Below are 261 nucleotides of genomic sequence, written 5' to 3' on the forward strand. Positions count from 1 at the left end.
CGACAGTCCATACAGCCTTTACGAAACAGACGGCTGCAACCAGACCGGGCACGCCAAGCTGAAGACGCTGATCGATATCGTCAACGAGGTCACACAGCAGCCGTACAGCATCCCGAAGCTCGCCGATCTGCTGATCGGCGCGGAGAAGCACGCTGGTCGGGCGGGAACCGGATGGACGCCTACGCAGGGAAAGCGCCTTGACCCGAGCGGCAAGAATTGGATTACGTTCGATGAGCGTGATAACCGCGGCAAGGTCTACCT

The 261-nt window shown here is 59.8% G+C and carries 1 protein-coding gene; it reads left to right on the top strand.

What is annotated here, in order from left to right:
- Positions 1 to 261, top strand: a 261-nt coding sequence (locus SB679_RS24890; protein WP_410704976.1) for a hypothetical protein, incomplete at both ends; no start/stop codon positions are given.

It is taken from the genome of Chryseobacterium sp. SIMBA_029, assembly GCF_046535275.1.
In the GTDB taxonomy this organism is placed as follows: domain Bacteria; phylum Bacteroidota; class Bacteroidia; order Flavobacteriales; family Weeksellaceae; genus Chryseobacterium.